Origin of the sequence: Streptomyces coeruleofuscus (assembly GCF_039532725.1) — a bacterium.
In the GTDB taxonomy this organism is placed as follows: Bacteria; Actinomycetota; Actinomycetes; order Streptomycetales; family Streptomycetaceae; genus Streptomyces; species Streptomyces coeruleofuscus.
In genome coordinates this window covers 408,412-423,630 of sequence record NZ_BAAASE010000002.1, presented here as the reverse complement: position 1 = coordinate 423,630, position 15,219 = coordinate 408,412, and the positions used below count along the sequence as shown (strand labels likewise).

15 protein-coding genes are annotated in these 15,219 nt (G+C 73.6%); 4 read left to right on the top strand and 11 right to left on the bottom strand.

Going from position 1 to position 15,219, the window contains the following annotated elements:
* Positions 1-2 precede the first annotated feature (2 nt).
* From ABFX81_RS09060 to ABFX81_RS09035, 6 genes are all read right to left on the bottom strand, one after another.
* The gene (locus ABFX81_RS09060; RefSeq protein ID WP_346137886.1) at positions 3-1,175 is read right to left on the bottom strand and encodes a serine hydrolase domain-containing protein; all 1,173 of its coding nucleotides are present in this window, start codon (positions 1,173-1,175) and stop codon (positions 3-5) included.
* A 98-nt stretch (positions 1,176-1,273) separates the two neighbouring features.
* Positions 1,274-1,981 carry a response regulator gene (locus ABFX81_RS09055; protein WP_346137885.1) on the bottom strand — a complete coding sequence of 236 codons (708 nt, stop codon included), beginning with the start codon at positions 1,979-1,981 and terminating at the stop codon, positions 1,274-1,276.
* Positions 1,978-3,141 (bottom strand): sensor histidine kinase, encoded by a 1,164-nt coding sequence (locus ABFX81_RS09050; protein ID WP_346137884.1) that lies wholly within the window; start codon positions 3,139-3,141, stop codon positions 1,978-1,980. Before ABFX81_RS09050 ends, ABFX81_RS09055 begins: the two co-directional genes overlap by 4 nt.
* A 2-nt stretch (positions 3,142-3,143) precedes the next feature.
* A complete protein-coding gene (locus ABFX81_RS09045; protein ID WP_086854200.1) occupies positions 3,144-3,995 on the bottom strand; it encodes an ABC transporter permease in 852 nt (283 codons plus the stop codon).
* Positions 3,992-4,966 carry an ATP-binding cassette domain-containing protein gene (locus ABFX81_RS09040; RefSeq protein ID WP_086854201.1) on the bottom strand — a complete coding sequence of 325 codons (975 nt, stop codon included), beginning with the start codon at positions 4,964-4,966 and terminating at the stop codon, positions 3,992-3,994. The genes ABFX81_RS09045 and ABFX81_RS09040 overlap by 4 nt, the downstream gene beginning before the upstream one ends.
* A 98-nt stretch (positions 4,967-5,064) precedes the next feature.
* Positions 5,065-5,718 (bottom strand): MerR family transcriptional regulator, encoded by a 654-nt coding sequence (locus ABFX81_RS09035; RefSeq protein WP_086854202.1) that lies wholly within the window; start codon positions 5,716-5,718, stop codon positions 5,065-5,067.
* Positions 5,719-5,869: 151 nt separating this feature from the next.
* Between ABFX81_RS09035 and ABFX81_RS09030 the strand changes: the two genes are divergently transcribed.
* Both ABFX81_RS09030 and ABFX81_RS09025 read left to right on the top strand, forming a co-directional pair.
* The gene (locus tag ABFX81_RS09030; RefSeq protein WP_428837152.1) at positions 5,870-6,841 is read left to right on the top strand and encodes a hypothetical protein; all 972 of its coding nucleotides are present in this window, start codon (positions 5,870-5,872) and stop codon (positions 6,839-6,841) included.
* Complete coding sequence (locus ABFX81_RS09025; protein WP_086854203.1) at positions 6,838-7,308, top strand: abscisic acid-deficient protein Aba4 family protein; 471 nt, start codon at positions 6,838-6,840, stop codon at positions 7,306-7,308. The genes ABFX81_RS09030 and ABFX81_RS09025 overlap by 4 nt, the downstream gene beginning before the upstream one ends.
* On the opposite strand, the gene ABFX81_RS09020 is transcribed toward ABFX81_RS09025, so the two are convergent.
* Positions 7,293-7,952 carry a response regulator gene (locus ABFX81_RS09020; protein ID WP_086854204.1) on the bottom strand — a complete coding sequence of 220 codons (660 nt, stop codon included), beginning with the start codon at positions 7,950-7,952 and terminating at the stop codon, positions 7,293-7,295. The genes ABFX81_RS09025 and ABFX81_RS09020 overlap by 16 nt on opposite strands.
* 13 nt (positions 7,953-7,965) lie before the next feature.
* Complete coding sequence (locus ABFX81_RS09015; protein WP_346137883.1) at positions 7,966-9,150, bottom strand: sensor histidine kinase; 1,185 nt, start codon at positions 9,148-9,150, stop codon at positions 7,966-7,968.
* Positions 9,151-9,261: 111 nt separating this feature from the next.
* On the opposite strand from ABFX81_RS09015, the gene ABFX81_RS09010 reads away from it, so the two are divergent.
* Positions 9,262-10,035 carry an ATP-binding cassette domain-containing protein gene (locus tag ABFX81_RS09010; protein ID WP_086854206.1) on the top strand — a complete coding sequence of 258 codons (774 nt, stop codon included), beginning with the start codon at positions 9,262-9,264 and terminating at the stop codon, positions 10,033-10,035.
* Positions 10,032-12,413, top strand: a complete 2,382-nt coding sequence (locus ABFX81_RS09005; RefSeq protein ID WP_086854207.1) for an FtsX-like permease family protein — start codon at positions 10,032-10,034, stop codon at positions 12,411-12,413. The genes ABFX81_RS09010 and ABFX81_RS09005 overlap by 4 nt, the downstream gene beginning before the upstream one ends.
* A 30-nt stretch (positions 12,414-12,443) precedes the next feature.
* Here the strand turns inward: ABFX81_RS09005 and ABFX81_RS09000 are convergent, their stop codons facing one another.
* Genes ABFX81_RS09000 through ABFX81_RS08990 form a run of 3 tightly spaced genes read right to left on the bottom strand, consistent with a single transcriptional unit; the run spans position 12,444 to position 15,165 of the window.
* Positions 12,444-13,871: a hypothetical protein gene (locus ABFX81_RS09000; RefSeq protein ID WP_086854208.1), complete on the bottom strand. Its 1,428-nt coding sequence runs from the start codon at positions 13,869-13,871 to the stop codon at positions 12,444-12,446.
* Positions 13,868-14,320 (bottom strand): hypothetical protein, encoded by a 453-nt coding sequence (locus ABFX81_RS08995; protein WP_346137882.1) that lies wholly within the window; start codon positions 14,318-14,320, stop codon positions 13,868-13,870. The genes ABFX81_RS09000 and ABFX81_RS08995 overlap by 4 nt, the downstream gene beginning before the upstream one ends.
* A 5-nt stretch (positions 14,321-14,325) precedes the next feature.
* On the bottom strand, positions 14,326-15,165 hold the full coding sequence (locus ABFX81_RS08990; RefSeq protein WP_086854210.1) for a LamG domain-containing protein: 840 nt from the start codon (positions 15,163-15,165) through the stop codon (positions 14,326-14,328).
* Positions 15,166-15,219 lie beyond the last annotated feature (54 nt).

The window sequence follows — 15,219 nt, the reverse complement described above, 5'->3', positions numbered from 1 at the left end:
TGCTAGGGGCGCCCGTACACCGCCACCATGATGTGCTCCGCCACCTTGTTCATGTCCTGGCCCTTGGCGTCCGTGGAGTTGACGCTGTAGACGAGGGTGCGCGAGCCGTCGCGGGTGGAGGCGATGGCCGTGTTGTAGCCCCAGCGTCCGCCCGTCTTGCCCCACACCTCGCGGCCGCCCAGCACCTTCATCGAGAGGCCGATGGAGTACGCGGCGGGCTTGCCGGTCCTGAAGTCGGTCACCTCCGGCAGCGTGAACATCTCCTCCAGGAGCGGTCCGCGCACGACGCGGCCCTGGAACAGGGCGTCGGTGAACCGTTCGAGATCCGCCGTGGTCGAGACGATGTCCCCGGCCGCCCAGCCGTCCGTGGCGCTCCACACGGACACGTCGCGCAGCCCGGTCGTGCCGTCGTCCAGCCGCATGGTCTGGTAGCCGTGGTTGTGCCGGCCGATGATGCGCGGGTTCTTCCCGGGGAGGTACGTGTCGCACAGCCCGAGCGGGTGCAGGATCCGCCGGGCGACCTGACGCTCGTACGAGTCACCGGTGACGCGCTCGATCAGCAGACCGGTGATGGTGTAGCCGATGTTGAGGTAGTGCTGCCGCTCGCCCGGCGCGAACTCGCGTTTCTTCGACGTCGCCGAGCGGACCATGTCCCGGGGGTCGTGGACCCGGAAGCGGTCGGCGTACACCTCCTCGACCGTGGTGCCGGGGAAGTCGGGGGCCGGGATGCCGTGCGTGTGGTCGAGGAGCTGCCGGACCGTGACGCCCTCGTACGACGCGGGGATCAGGTCCGGCAGGTAGGAGCGGGCACTGCGGTCCAGGTCCAGTCGGCCCTCGGCGGCCAGTTGCAGGGCGACCGCCGCGGTGAAGACCTTGGTCACGGAGCCGGCGCGGAAGCGGGCGCCGGGATCGGCCGGCCGGCCGGTCCGCAGGTCGTGCACGCCCGAACTGCCGTGCCAGACGCCCTCGTCGCCTCCGACGCGGACGAGTGCGGCGGTCGCGTCGGCGCTGGGGAGGCCGGCGATGGCGGCGGCGAGGGCGGGGTTCCGGGGCTGGGTGGCTGTGAGGGCGGGGGCCTGGTCGGGAGGTGCGGCCGCGGCGGCCGGGAGGGCGGACGGCCCCGCCACGACGCTCACGAGGAGCACGGCGGCCAGCAGGGAAGCGGTACGGGACATGGTCAACTCCGTGAGTGTGAGCCGTCGTTGTGAGGTACGGCTCCATCCTCGGGAGCTGCGCGTGCGCGCGGATCGCCCCCGCGGGGGGTCTCGGAGGGTCAGTTCCTCGCCGACGCGGGGGAGGGGCCGGCCCGGTCCGCTCCCCCGGGCGGGGGATCCCCGGCCGCGACGAGCCCGGTCTCGTACGCGCAGATCACGGCCTGGATCCGGTCCCGCAGTCCGAGCTTGGCCAGCACGTTGCCGACGTGCGTCTTGACCGTGTGGTCGCTGACCACCAGCTCCGCCGCGATCTCGGCGTTCGACAGACCCCCGGCGAGCAGCAGCAGCGTCTCGCGTTCCCGGGCGGTCAGCACGTCCAGCCGGGCGGCGGACCGCGGGTGCCTCGTGGATCGCGTGTACTGCTCGACGAGGCGCCGGGCCACGGTCGGCGCGAGCAGCGAGTCGCCCCGGGCGACGACCCGTACCGCGTGCACGAGGTCGTCCCGGCGGACGTCCTTGAGCAGGAAGCCGCTCGCGCCCGCGTGCAGCGCGTCGTACACGTACTCGTCGGAATCGAAGGTCGTGAGCATCACCGTCCGGCAGTCGCTCGCCGCACTGATCGCACGGCAGGCCTCGATCCCGTCCATGCGCGGCATGCGCACATCGAGCAGCGCCACATCGGGGGCGTGCCGCCGCACCGCCTCGACGGCCTCGTCCCCGTCGCCCACCTCCGCGACGACCTCGATGTCCGGCTGGACGTCCAGGATCAGCGCGAAGCCGCTGCGCACGAGCTCCTGGTCGTCGGCGACCACCACCCGGATCGTCACCGCCCGGCCTCCACCGCTTCCGGTACGGGAAGCCGCACCCGCACCTCGAACCCCCGCCCGTCCGCCGCCCGCCCGGTCACCGCGCTCCCCCCGAGCGCGGCCGCCCGCTCCCGGATCCCGACGAGCCCGTGCCCGCCCCGGCGACCGGCGCCCCCGGCCTGCGGCCCACGCCCGTCATCGGTCACTCGCACACACAAGTCGCTGTCCCCGTAGGTCAGTTGTACGGTCACAGTACGGGCACCGGCATGCCTGACGGTGTTGGTGAGGGCTTCCTGGACCACCCGGAAGACGGTCGCCGCGACCGCCCCAGGCAACGGCCGGGCGGGGCCCTCGGTCCGGTACACGACATCGAGCCCGCTGCCCGCCCGCACCCGGTCGAGCAGATCGAGCAACTCGGCGAGCCCAGGCTGCGGCTCCCGCAGGGGGACACTGTCGCCCTCGCGCAGCACGCCCAGCATCCGGCGCAACTGCACCATGGCGTCGCGCCCGGTCGCGGAGATGGCGTCGAAGGCGGCCTCGGCCCGCTCGGGCGCGGCACGAACGGCCACCGGCCCGGCTTCCGCCTGCACGATCATCAGGCTCACGGCGTGGGAGAGGATGTCGTGCATCTCCCGTGCGATGCGGGCGCGTTCGCGTGCGGCGGCCTGCTCGGCCTCGACGCGGTGGGCCCGCCGACGGGCGTCGGTGAGCCGCCCGAAGACATAGGCGGCCGCGAACACGAAGACGGAGAAGGTCAGTTCACGGGCCGAGCGGGTGTTGAGCCACACTCCCACCGGCACCGCGACCAGCAGCACCGCCCCGGCGACGAGCCGCCTCCGCGCGGGCGACAGCGCGGCAATCGTGTACACGACCACCAGCCCCGTGTACGGCAACGGCTGCCCGGGCCCGTCCACGGTCAGCCGGTACAGCGCGTTCGCGGCCAGCACCGCGAACAGCACGGTGAGGGGCGCACGCCGCCGCCAGACCAGGGGCAGCACGGTGAGCGTGCTGAGCCCGTACGCGGCCCAGGTCGCCGGCGGCGCCCCGGCCGGCCGCGGCACGACGAACGGCATGGTCATCGCGGCCTGGACCAGGAGCGTGACACCGATGTCGACGAGGAGCGGATTGGCCTCCGCCGACGCCCGGCCGCGCTCCCACAACCCCCGCAACTCCCCGCGCATCACTAGCCGACCCGCTGCATCGCCTTCTGGCGGCGTTCCGCCATCGCGGCCCCGGACTCGCGGCGGGCCATCCGGCGCAGGACGGACGGGGCGAGGAGCAGCCCGGCGACCGCCCAGGCGCCCAGTACGCCGGCTGTCTCCAGGTGCTGCCAGGATGCGCCGATCTCGGCGGCGACCGCCTCGGACGGCAGCAGCGCGGCCCGGAGACCGAGGCCGAGCCAGTACACGGGAAAGATCTGCGCGACGGTCTGAAGCCACTCGGGCAGCTCCGACAGGGGGAAGTAGATCCCGGAGATCACGACGAGTCCCATCACCGGGAGCATCAGCAGACCGACGGTGCGCGGACTGCTGACCAGTGAGCCGATGACGGCGCCGATCGGCAGGGTCGCCAGGAGGCCCAGCGGGATCACCCACACCAGCGTCAGCAGCGCTCCGCCGCCCTGCCGGGCCACCCCGTCGACCAGGAACACGCCGACGGCGAAGGGAAGGGCCATGGAGACGAGCGCTGTCCCCGACACCATGACGATTTTGCCGACGAGGTGGCCGACCATGCCGTGCGGCACGGCCTTGGCCCGCAACAGGGTGCCGTCCTCGCGTTCGGTCGCGAGCAGTTGCGCCGTGGTCGTCATCCCGGTGAAGGCGAGCGTCATGCCCAGCAGGCTCGGCAGCATGAACGCGCCGGCCGAGATGCCGGCGCCCTTCAGCGGGTCGTCCCCGGCCAGGAACAGCGGCACCATGACCAGGACCGTCCAGAGCGCGTAACCGAACACGTCCTGGCCGGTGGTGAAGGTCTGCCGGAGTTCCGTCCAGCCGCGCCGTACTCCTAGTCCCGCCGCGTACCACACCGGACTCATCGCGCTTCCTCCCCGAAGGCGTGTGCCGCCGCCCGTTCCTCGGGGACGCTCCCCGCCTCCAGTTCCCGCACCATCGTCAGGTAGGTGTCCTCCAGGCTCGCCCGGCGCACCTCCAGCCCGCCGATCGCGTCGCCGTGCTCCTCGAACAGCCGGCGGACGAACCGGGTGGGCTCGGGCGTCGACTCCTCGAAGGGCCGCCCGTCCCGCGTCCAGCGCACGGTGGCCTCGGCCGACGCCTGCCGGGAGAGCTTCTCGGCCGGGCCGTCGGCCACGATCCGGCCACCGGCCAGGATGAGGATCCGGTCGGCGAGCTTCTCCGCCTCGGCGAGGTCGTGCGTGGTCAGCAGAACGGTGGTGTTCTCGTCCGCGAGCCCGCGGACCAGGCCGTGGAACTCGTTCCTGGCCTCCGGGTCCAGACCCGCCGTCGGCTCGTCCAGGAACAGCAGCTCGGGCCTGCCCACGATGCCGACGGCCACGTCGAAACGCCTGCGCTGCCCGCCGGACAGGGTTCCGATCCGCTTGTCCGCCTGCTCGGTCAGCCCCACGGCGGCGATGAGCTCGTCGGCGTCCCACGGCCGCCGTACGAGGTCGGTGGAGTACGGCGCGTAGTACGAGCCGAGATGGGCGAGCAGTTCCCGCACCCGCCACTTGCCGTGGTCGCGCCAGGACTGCAACACGATGCCCAGGCGCGCACGCCACCGCTCGTCCCCGCGGGCGGGATCGGCGCCGAGGACGCTCACGTCGCCGGCCGAGCGCATCCGGAAGCCTTCCAGGACTTCGATCGTGGTCGTCTTGCCCGCGCCGTTCGGTCCGAGCAGCACGACGACTTCGCCTCGCCGGGCCGTGAACCCGACCCCCTTCAGGACGTCCTGGGTGCGGTAGCGCATCCGCAGGTCCCGTACGTCGATGACCCTGTCGTCCTCCGACGGCGGGCTGCTCCCGGCCTCGGTTAAGGCATGAGCGCTTGTCATCGGTGTTCCCCCCGGTCCGTCTGACAGCAGCCGTTCGGGCCGCCTCGGGCGAACACATTACCGAAGGGTTCAGCACCGGTCGGGGCTCCGCGCCCGGGCTAGCCTTTCTCGCCCTCCGGCACTCCCTCCGCCCCGTACAGCCTGGCCGACGCGTCGACGTGGGCCAGGCGGCGCAGTGCGCTGAACACCGCCTCGCCCAGGACCGTGCCGATGACCACGCCCTCCACCATGTCCTCGACGGCGACCCGCCGGTCCACGTACGCGAGGTCGGCCTGGGCGACCTGTTCGGCGGCCTCGGCGTAGGTTTCGAGGAGTTCGGCGAAGGATCCGTGGCCCAGCCGGGTCAGGGCGGCCAGGGCTCTGGCGAGGTCGTCGGCGGCGGGGTTCGACTCGTGGGTGTGCCAGCCGCGTCGGGAGATGAGGCCGGCCACGGTGGTGCGGGCGGCCGCCGTTTCGGCGTCGTCGTGGCCGGCGGGCGCGCCGCCCATGCGGTCGGCCGCCGCGCCGAGCACCTTGTGCAGCGGGCGTTCCGGGTCGTCGACGGCCGCCAGTACCTCCCCGATCTCCGCCACCTTCATGCCGCCGACGTCGAGCAGGGCGCGGATCAGCCGGAGCCGGCGTTCGTGTGTCTCGTCGTAGCTCGCCTGATTACGGCTGGTCAGCTCGCCCGCAGGGAGCAGCCCTTCGCGGACGTAGTACTTGATCGTCGGCACCGGCACCCCGGTCTTCCGGCTCAACTCTCCGATGCGCAACGCCGGTTCACTCCTTGGAATTCGCCCTGCCCGTGGCGGTGTCGGCCCTTGCCGACCCGGCGCCCATCATAGATAGTGGGGCTATCGGATAGTGGATAGTGCCGGTATCCATTCGGCCCTGTCCACTGGTGTCTAGCTCAGGGGTGGGGCAATGGTGTTACGTACGTCCTGGCATCGGCCGCTGGTGGTGTTCTCGGCCGCGATGGCGGTTCTGGCCGTCGGGTCCGCGGTGGGGCTCCTCGTCGACGACCGCGTCCTCGTGGGGGCGCCGATCTGGGCCAAGCCGTTCAAGTTCGCGGTGTCGTTCGTGGCGTACTGCCTGTCGCTCGCCTGGATGCTGTCGCTGCTCCCCGACCGGCGGCGCGTGGGCTGGTGGGCGGGGACCGTCGTCGCGCTGGCGAGCCTCATCGAGATGGTGATCATCACCGGGCAGGTCGTACGCGGCAAGCGCAGCCACTTCAACCACGAAACACCGTTCGACCAGGCGCTGTTCAACGCGATGGCCGTCACGGTCGTCGTCCTGTGGGCGGGCACGCTGGTCGTCGCCGTGCTGCTGCTCCGCGCCCGGATCACCGACCGGGCGTCCGCCTGGGCCATGCGCTCCGGGATCCTGCTGGCGCTGGCCGGGGCCGCCGTCGGCTTCCTGATGACCCAGCCCGCGCCGGGTCAGCAGCGCGGTGTCTCCAAGGTGGTCGGCGCGCACAGCGTGGGAGTGCCGGACGGGGGCCCCTCGATGCCGCTGACCGGTTGGTCCACGACCGGCGGTGATCTGCGGATCCCGCACTTCTTCGGCATGCACGCGCTGCAACTCCTGCCGCTGCTGCTCATGGTGCTGACCGTCCTCGCACCGCGCTTCGCCCGTCTCGCCGACGAGCGGGTCCGGCTGCGTCTCGTGCTGGCCGCCTCGGGTGCGTACGCCGCCGTCTTCGCGCTGGTCCTCTGGCAGGCGTTGCGCGGCCAGCCGCTGATGCGTCCGGACGGGGCGACGCTGGGGGCGGCAGGGCTGATCCTGCTCGCCGTGGCTCTCGGGGTGTACTGGGCCTTGCGGGCGGGCCGGACGTCTCCTCCGCACGGGGCCACGGACGCGGCCGGTGCTCCCGCCTCGAAGGACCTCGTGTCATGACCGGATTCCTCTTCGAGCTCTCGTTCCTCCTGGCCGCGCCCGTCTGGCTGCTCATGATCTTCGCGCCGGCGTGGGGGCCGACCGCTCGCATCGCCGGGTCACCGCTGACCGTGCTGCCGGTGCTCTTCGTGTATGTCGCGCTCGCGGTACCGGTGTTCCCCGAGCTGTGGACCGCGGTCAGCAGTCCGGACCTCGGCAGCTTCCGCGAGCTGACGGCCCTCCCGGACGGTGCCGGTGCCGTCTGGGCGCAGGTCATCGCCTGGGACCTGCTGATCGGGCAGTGGATGTACCGGGAGGGCCGGCGGCTGGAGATCTCCGCCCTGCTGATGGGACCGCTGCTGGTTCTCACGATCCTTTTGTCGCCGTTCGGGCTGCTGGTGTTCCTGGGGCTGCGTGCGGTGCGGGCGCGGCAGGCGGGGACGAGGTCCTTGAACGGCGCGCCGGAGGGGGGTCAGGCGCGCAGGTAGGCCAGTACCGCCAGGACGCGGCGGTGGTCGTCGGGGGCCGACGGGGGCAGGTCCAGTTTCTGGAGGATGCTCGCGATGTGCTTGGCGACGGCCGCGTCCGTGACGACCAGGCGGCGGGCGATCGCCGCGTTGGAACGACCCTCCGCCATGAGGCCGAGGACCTCGCGCTCGCGGGGCGTGAGCCGGTCCAGGGGGTCCCGGCGGCGGGCGAGGAGCTGGCGTACGACCTCCGGGTCGACGACCGTCGCGCCGGCGGCGACACGGGCGACGGCGTCGGCGAACTCCTCGACGTCGCCGATGCGTTCCTTCAGGAGGTAGCCCGTCCCGACGCTGTTGCCGCGGTCGTCCAGGAGCTCGTCGGCAAAGGTCTGCTCGACGTACTGGCTGAGCACGAGGACCGCCAGCCCGGGCTGCTCGGCCTGGAGCCGACGGGCCGTGCGCAGGCCCTCGTCCGTCTGGCCCGGTGGCATTCGGACGTCGGTGATCACCAGGTCGGGGCGGTGCTCCCGGGCGGCGTCGAGCAGGGCCGGGCCGTCGCCCACGGCGGCGAGCACCCGGTGGCCGAAGCGCTCCAGCAGATGGACGAGACCTTCCCGCAGGAGGACGGCGTCCTCCGCGATCACCAGGCGGAGGGACTGCCGCATCAGGTCTCCGCTCTCAGGAGGACGGTCCGGCGCACGGGATCTCCGCTCTCAGCAGGGTGGGTCCACCGGGTGGGCTGGACAGGAGCATTCTGCCGCCGGCGGCGGCGATCCGGTCGGCGAGGCCGACGAGGCCCGTGCCGCGAGCGGGATCGGCGTCACCGGAGCCGTTGTCCTCGATGTCGAGGCGGAGCACGCCGTCGCGGCAGCGGGCGCTGACGCGGCAGCGGTCGGCACCGCTGTGCCGGGCGATGTTGGTGAGGGCCTCGGCGGTCACGTAGTACGCCGTCTGCTCGACGGCGGCCGGCAGCCGGCCCGGGAGGTCGAGGTCGAGGTCGGCGGGGACCGGGCAGCGCCCGGCGATGTCCCGTGCGGCGGCGGGCAGTCCGCGCTCCGTCAGGATCTGCGGGTGGATGCCCCGGATCAGTTCGCGCAGCTCGGTGAGCGCCTCCTTGGCGAGGGCGTGGGCCTCGCCGACCTGCCGCGCCGCCGCGCTGCCGGGCGGCAGATCGAGGGTGGCCAGGCCCAGCTTCATCGTGAGGGCGACGAGCCGTTGCTGGGCACCGTCGTGCAGGTCGCGTTCGATGCGGCGGCGTTCCGTCTCGAAGGCGTCGACGAGGCGGGCCCGGGACCGTACGACCTCACGCAGTTCGCGGTCCTTCGGGAAGAGCACGGCACGGCCCACCGCCGCTCGGACGGCGGCCCACGCCCCGATGGGATACGCGGCCACGGGCAGCAGGAGCGCGCCCGCGACCGGGCCCGCCACGGTCTGCCAGGGCAGGGCGGTGGGCTGGAAGGGCGTCAGGAGGAGGAAGCCCGGGATACCGAGGGAGACCAGGGCCACGGCGAGGTCCATCCAGCCGACCGCCAGGACGGACACGGCGCCGTATCCGGTGGTGCGGGGACGCTGCGGCGGGTCGCCTCTGCCACTGCCACTGTCGCCCCGGTCGACGAGTGCGAGGCGGCGGTGTTCCAGGGGACCGGCGACGGCGACGGCGAAGACCACCAGCGCTCCGGCGCAGAGCACCCTGGCGAACGTGCCGATGGGGGCGGCGAACAGCCCGCCCACACCCAGGTAGACACCGGTCGCGAACACCCCGCCGGACAGGAGGTACCCCAGTGCGCGCCACGGCCACGCGGTACGGAGGAACCCCAACGGGCTGCGGGTGAGGGCCTCCAGGACGGTTCGAGGGGTGGTCACGCGGTCGACCGTAGCGGCGCCGGAGGGCGGAGGCAGTAGTGCCAGGTGGAGTATCGGCACTCGCCCTGGCGGCAATGTGCCGGGCGGTGTCCGCGTCGTTGCCTTGAGGGCATGACCACAACCCATACGACCAAGGCGCACGGCACTTCGGCCGACCTGCCCGTCCGGCTCCGGTCGCTCACCAAGCGCTACGGCACCGGCGACCGCGCCGTCACCGCACTCGACGACGTCACCCTGGACTTCCCGGCCGGGACGATGACGGCCGTCATGGGCCCGTCGGGTTCCGGCAAGTCCACCCTGCTGCACTGCGCGGCGGGCATCGACCGGCCGAGCGCCGGCGAGGTGCTGATCGGCGGTACGGACCTGGGCGGGCTGGACGAGGACGCGCTCACGGTGCTGCGCCGGGACCGGATCGGATTCGTCTTCCAGGCGTTCAACCTGGTCTCGGCCCTGACCGCCGCGCAGAACGTCGAACTGCCCCTGAGACTGGCCGGGTCACGCCCCTCGGCGGACGAGGTGCACGCGGCACTCGCCGCGGTCGGGCTCGCGGACCGGCACGGACACCGGCCGAGCGAACTGTCCGGGGGGCAGCAGCAGCGCGTCGCGATCGCCCGGGCGATGATCGCCCGGCCCGCCGTCCTCTTCGCCGACGAGCCGACCGGCGCGCTGGACAGCACCGCCTCGCGGGTCGTGCTGCGGCTGCTGCGGGACCTGGTGGACGGGCGCGGGCAGACGGTCGTGATGGTGACGCACGACCCGGCCGCCGCGGCGTACGCGGACCGGGTGCTGCTGCTGGCCGACGGCCGGCTCGCGGACGAACTGCCGGGCGCCGAGGGCGCCGAGGCGATCGCGGCGCGGACGGCCGCCCTGGAGGTGCGGCCGTGATCAGCCTGGCGACAGCGAGAGAGCGGTGGACCTCCTTCCTGGGATCCTTCGTGGCCGTGGCGGTGGGCGTCGCGGTCGTCACCATGAGCGCGCTGGTGCTGCTGTCGGACGGTACGGGCGTGCCGCAGCGGCTCGCGGGGGCGCCGGTGCTGGTGCGGAGCCCGGCGGGGGCGCCGGCCGCCGGGGTGTTCACGGAGAACCCGCCGTGGACGCCGGAGCGCGCCGGGGAACTGCGGCGGGAACTCGCTCGGCTGCCGGGAGTGGCCGCCGCGGTGGCCGACCGGTCCTTCTACGCGCAGGCGCCCGGCAGCGGTCAGCGCGCGGGGGAGCGGCAGGGCCACCCCTGGTCGGCCGCGGCGCTCGCCGCGTACGGCCTGAGCGGGGGCAGACCGCCGGCGGCGGACGGCGAGATCGTCGTGGACGACTCCCTCGGACACCGGCCGGGCGAGTCCCTCACGGTGCTGACGGCGCGCGGACCGCAGCGCTTCTCGGTGTCCGGCACGGTCGACGGCCCCGGCTACTACGTCACCGACCGGCGGGCCGCCGAACTGGCGGGCGGGGTACGGACCATCGGGCTGGTCCTCGAACCCGGCGCCGACCCCGCCCGGGTCGCGGCCGCCGCCCGGAACGCCGTCGGCGCCGACGGCACCGTCCTGACCGGTGCCTCCCGTGACGCGCTCGCGCCGCAGCAGGACGAGATGACCCGCTGGATCGGCGGCCAGGTGCTCACCGCCATGGCACTGCTCTCGGCCTTCGTCACCGTCTTCAACGTGTCGTCGACGTTCGCGTTCGCCGTCGCCCAGCGACGCCGCGAGTTCGGCCTGTTGCGCACGATCGGCGCGACACCGCGGCAGGTGCGGCGGCTGGTGTACGGGGAGGCCCTGGCGGTGGGCGTCGCCGGCGCCGGGGCGGGGGCGGTCGTGGGAGTCGTCATGGCGCCCGCGATGACCGGGTCGCTGATCGACGCGGGCTTCCAGCCGGCCGGCTTCGAGGTGAGCATCCGGTGGTGGGTACCGGCCGCCGCCTGGGCCCTGGGCGTGGCCGTGGCACTCGCCGGAGCGGGCGCGGCGGCACGCCGGGCCTCCCGGGTGAAGCCGCTGGAGGCGATGCGGGAGGCCACGGTGGACAGCCGGCCGATGACCCGCCGCCGGTGGGTCACAGGGGTGGCGGCGACGGGCCTGGGCGCGGCCTGCTCGGCGGGTACGGCCGTCGCGGGGGCCGACGCCATGGTGCTGCTGGTCCTGGGCGCGGCCATGAGCCTGACGGCCGGACTCACCCTCCTGCTGCCGGTATTGACCCGGCCAGTGATCGGGGCGCTGACCCGGCCGCTCGCCCGGCGCCCCGGCGCCACGGCCCTGCTCGTGCGCGAGAACATGCTCACCTCGGTGCGCCGCACCTCCGCCACGATCGCCCCGGTGCTGGCGACCGTCGCCTTCGCCGTACTGATCACCAGCGCCGTGCAGACCACCCAGAGCGCCGACACCACCCGGCAGGCCGCGGCCGTGCGGGCCGAGGCGGCCGTCGTGCCCCGGGGCACACCGGGCCTGTCGGACGCCGTGGTCGACCGGGCCGGGGGCACGGCGCTGCTGTCGACGACGGTCTACGGCGGCGAGGGCGGGGCGGCCCTGTCGGCCGCCGGGGTGACGCCCGGGTTCGAGCAGACGTACCGGGCGCGGGCACCCCGCTCGGACACCGTCGTCGTCACCGCCGCCGTGGCCGCCGCGCACGGCTGGCGGGAGGGCCGTACCGCCACCCTCACCTTCGAGGACGGCCGCACCCGGCAGCTGCGCGTGAGAGCCGTGCTGGACGACTCCATGCCGTACCAGGTGTTCCTGCCGCGTGAACTGGTGCGCGACCACGACCCGTCGGCCCTCGCGGACGTCGTCTACCGCACCACGGCGACACCGGTGCCGTCCCTCTCGGGACTCGGCGCCGAGGAGGTCCCGGTGGCGGTCCACGCGGCCTCGGACGACGCCGAGGAGGACCGGCTGGTGTGGCTGTTCACCCTGATCCTCGTCGCCGTCACGGCGGGCTACACCATGATCGCCGTCGCCTCCACGGTGCTGACGGCGACCGCGGGCCGGGTACGGGACCTGCGCCTCCTGCGCCTGTCCGGTGCGACACCGCGCCAGGTGCTGCTGACGCTCGCGGCCGAGACGTGCTGCGTCGTCGCCCTGGGCGCCGCCCTGGGCCTGGCGGTCGCCGCTCCCGCCCTGTTCGGCATGGCTGAAGGGCTGCGCCGGGAACTGGGGCTGCCGGTCGAGCTGTCGGTGGCCTGGCCCTGGGTCGCGGGTGTGGTGGCCGGCTGTCTGCTGCTCGCCACGGCGGCCACCGTGCTCCCGGCCCGGGCCGCGCTGCGGCGGATGCGGGGGGCGTGACGGGACGGGCCGGGCCGGGAGGACGGGTGGTCACCGTCGGACGACCGGGCGGAAGGCGTCCCGTACGCCGGACTTGGACGTCGAGACGAACTGGTCGCCCGGCCCCAGGTCGTACTGGTAGTACTCGTAGCGCAGCACGCTCGGGCAGCTTCCGCCGCCGATCTGGACCGAGCGCGGGTCGAGGCGCTTGCCGGTGCGCAGTTCGTAGACCTTCAGGGGGATCCTGACCTTGTAGAAGGTCACTTGGTGGGGCAGGTACCTCGACTTGTCGTTCTCGTAGGAACAGGTCTCCACGGCGGCGCCGTTCTCCGCCGCGTCCGCGCAGACCACGAGCGCGGCCTTGGCCGGGTCGCCGGTGCGCCAGGAGCCGGGGAGCTTGTCGGTGTACTCGTCGTCGCCGAGGAACAGGGCGCGGTGGGTGCCCTTGCGGTACGGCGGGGCCGCGCTGTACTTCGCGGGCTCGGAGCAGTAGCCGGAGTCGGCGCCGTAGGTGTTCTCGACCAGGCCGCGCACGTGGGCCAGTTCGATGGCGAGGGTGGCCTCACGGACGCCGTCGCGGGCCTCGTCCGTGCGGGCGTCGTCCGGGTAGGTGTCAAGGAGCCGCTGGTAGTGCGTCCGGGCCTGCTGCCAGGCGTCCTCGGTCATCAGGCGGTCGCCGCAGCCCACCAGGGCGGCGGGTTCCGTGCGCGCCGCCGTGCCGGCGGAGCGGTCCAGGACGTCGTGGCCGGTGCCGCGGTCGCGGAGCCAGGCGGTGAGGGCGGCGGTGTCGCAGGAGTCGTCGGTGGGCAGGCCGTCGAGGAAGGTGTCCAGGACGGTCCTGACGGTCTGCTCGTTGCCGGGCTCGTTGAGGACGCCGGCGAGCGTGCCGAAGCCCCGCCCCAGGTCCTCGGTGCTGCCCCTGCGGGCGGCACGGGCCAGGGTGGCCGCCGCCCCGTCCAGCCGGTGGCACGCCTCCACCACCGCGTCTCCGGGTTCCACCACCGGCGCGCCCGCCAGGCGGTGGCCCCACCACACCTCGCCCTGCGCGGCGACGGCCGCCTCGCAGTCACCGCCCTCGCGGGCCCCGGTCACGCGGTTCTCGATGCCGTACGCGTCGGCACGGAGCAGTACGGCGGTCAGCACCACCGCGAGCGCGAGGCCGAGCGTGCCCGCCCGCTGCCCGCGTCGCACGACGTGCTCCGGGCCGCGACGGGCCAGGAACCAGCCGTGGGCGATACCGGCCGCCCACCACAGGAGCAGCAGGACCTCGTACAACGTCTCGGCGGTGGACGCGGTGAGGTCGAGGAGCAGGGCCGTGCCGAGCACGGCGACGGCGGCCAGGCGCCACCGGCGCAGCAGCAGATAGCCGATGCCGAGCAGCGTGGCGTTGCCGAGGGCGACCGCCGCCGGGTCGGCGTGGGATGCCGGCGGGTCGGCGGGGGCCGTGGGCCGCGGTGCGTCGTACGCGGGGTAGGTCATGTGGTGGTCACCCCCGGGGCCGGAGCGCGTACCGAGAAGTACCGGCGGCCCGTCTCGCCGCTCACCGTCCACAGGGCCGCCAGGTCCGCGAACGCGACCAGGAACGCGGGGAGGCTGGGTGCCCCGGCGACCAGCGAACCGAGGGAGGCGAGGACCATCCCCAGGGCCGCGAAGGACAGGCACACGATGAGCACCACACGGACCCAGAGGCGGCGGCCCCGCGCCAGGACGACGCCGACGACCTGGAGCGCCGCCAGGCCCCAGCAGAACAGCGCCAGGAACCAGGCCAGGGCCATCGGCATGAGCAGGTCCTGCCCGTGGTCCAGCTTGCTCTGGTTCTCGTCGACGACCGCCCAGCCGCCGAAGACGTTGCCGAGCGCGTGTGCGCCGGCCAGGACGAGGACGAAGATCAGGGATTTCGGCATACGCGTCGTCGTGGAGTCCTGCATCACGGTCACCTCACGCCCTCGTCGTCCGGCAGGTCGTAGACCCGCGCCCAGTCCACTTCGTAGACGGCGCTCTGGAGGCCGTCCCCGTGGAAGTTGTCGAGCTGGATGGTCTGGTGCATCGACGGGGCGCACTGGACGCAGTCCCGGTCCGCGTTCGCGCCGCCGGAGAAGCGGAACCACTCCTCGCCGTCGATGAAGCCGCGCAGGTGGTCCGGGGTCCACTCGACGGCCACGTTGTGCCACCGCGACAGGTCCACACCGCACTTGCGGGCGTGTTCCTGCTGTACGGGCACGTCCTGCGGGTGCGGGTAGTGCAGGAACGCCTCGGCGCACTTCTCGCCGGGGGCGCCGTTCTCCAGGTAGTCGTACTCGCCGTCCTCGGGGTGCTCGTTCGAGTCCGGCCACAGGATCAGCAGCGGGTGGTACGGCCTGCCGTTGTCCGGGGCGGTGGCCCGGGAGCGCACGCGGGCCTCCCATCTGCCGTACTTCTGGCCGTACCGCGAGGCGATCCAGCCGGTGTCGCCGTCCGCCTCGCCGGTCATGCGCAGGATCCCGCCGACGACGCGGGTGTCGGCGTCGCAGCGGCGGCCGTTGTCGCTGTGGCCCGGCCAGCACTCGCCGGGACCGCCGCCCGCCAGACGCCATTTGGCGCGGTCCGGTACGGCGGGCCCGGCCTCGGAGCCGTAGCCGAACTCGTCCGACCACGCGGGGAGCGGCTCGCCCCAGCCGTACCGCTCCGCCGCGGTGGTCGCCGAGCGGGGTGCCGCCGTCGCCGTGAGCGTCATCGTGAGCGCCGCCGCGCCCAGCCCCACGGCGAGGTGCCGTTGGCGATGTCGTCCGTGCATGGCTCTCCTCCAGTCTGTCGCGGGTGTGTGCGGACGTGGGCACGGTCCGAGCCC

Excerpts from the sequence above, each read along its gene's own strand:
- ABFX81_RS09060 (WP_346137886.1), bottom strand. The coding sequence starts at position 1,175 with ATGTCCCGTACCGCTTCCCTGCTGGCCGCCGTGCTCCTCGTGAGCGTC.
- ABFX81_RS09050 (WP_346137884.1), bottom strand. The coding sequence starts at position 3,141 with ATGCGCGGGGAGTTGCGGGGGTTGTGGGAGCGCGGCCGGGCGTCGGCG.
- ABFX81_RS09045 (WP_086854200.1), bottom strand. The coding sequence starts at position 3,995 with ATGAGTCCGGTGTGGTACGCGGCGGGACTAGGAGTACGGCGCGGCTGG.
- ABFX81_RS09040 (WP_086854201.1), bottom strand. The coding sequence starts at position 4,966 with ATGACAAGCGCTCATGCCTTAACCGAGGCCGGGAGCAGCCCGCCGTCG.
- ABFX81_RS09030 (WP_428837152.1), top strand. The coding sequence starts at position 5,870 with ATGGTGTTACGTACGTCCTGGCATCGGCCGCTGGTGGTGTTCTCGGCC.
- ABFX81_RS09025 (WP_086854203.1), top strand. The coding sequence starts at position 6,838 with ATGACCGGATTCCTCTTCGAGCTCTCGTTCCTCCTGGCCGCGCCCGTC.
- ABFX81_RS09020 (WP_086854204.1), bottom strand. The coding sequence starts at position 7,952 with ATGCGGCAGTCCCTCCGCCTGGTGATCGCGGAGGACGCCGTCCTCCTG.
- ABFX81_RS09010 (WP_086854206.1), top strand. The coding sequence starts at position 9,262 with ATGACCACAACCCATACGACCAAGGCGCACGGCACTTCGGCCGACCTG.
- ABFX81_RS09000 (WP_086854208.1), bottom strand. The coding sequence starts at position 13,871 with ATGACCTACCCCGCGTACGACGCACCGCGGCCCACGGCCCCCGCCGAC.
- ABFX81_RS08995 (WP_346137882.1), bottom strand. The coding sequence starts at position 14,320 with ATGCAGGACTCCACGACGACGCGTATGCCGAAATCCCTGATCTTCGTC.
- ABFX81_RS08990 (WP_086854210.1), bottom strand. The coding sequence starts at position 15,165 with ATGCACGGACGACATCGCCAACGGCACCTCGCCGTGGGGCTGGGCGCG.